This is a genomic window from Affinundibacterium fentianense (assembly GCF_018139545.1).
Lineage (GTDB): Bacteria > Pseudomonadota > Gammaproteobacteria > Burkholderiales > Burkholderiaceae_D > Undibacterium > Undibacterium fentianense.
Genome location: NZ_JAGSPJ010000059.1, coordinates 1 through 243 on the forward strand (window position 1 = coordinate 1; position 243 = coordinate 243).

Annotated in this window: 1 protein-coding gene; it reads left to right on the forward strand. The window is 58.8% G+C overall.

Features of this window, described 5'->3' with window-relative positions; genetic code table 11:
• A partial coding sequence (locus KDM90_RS17755) for a hypothetical protein (protein WP_212676957.1) occupies positions 1-243 on the forward strand: 243 nt, incomplete at both ends.

Here is a 243-nt window from a genome sequence, read left to right on the forward strand (position 1 = left end):
ACAATGTGGTGGAAGGCAATAGCTTAAGCTACACCGTGACCTTGACGGGCAGCACCACGATTGCCTCGACCTATGCGTACAGCTTGGGTGGCGGCAGCGCGACAGCGACGAGCGATTACAACACCACTCCCACATTCAGCAATGGCGTGAGCTTGGTCGGTAGCAACTTGATCGTCCCAGCGGGCGTGTCCAGCTTCACGGTGACGGTGGCGACGATCGACGACACGATCGTCGACAGTGCCT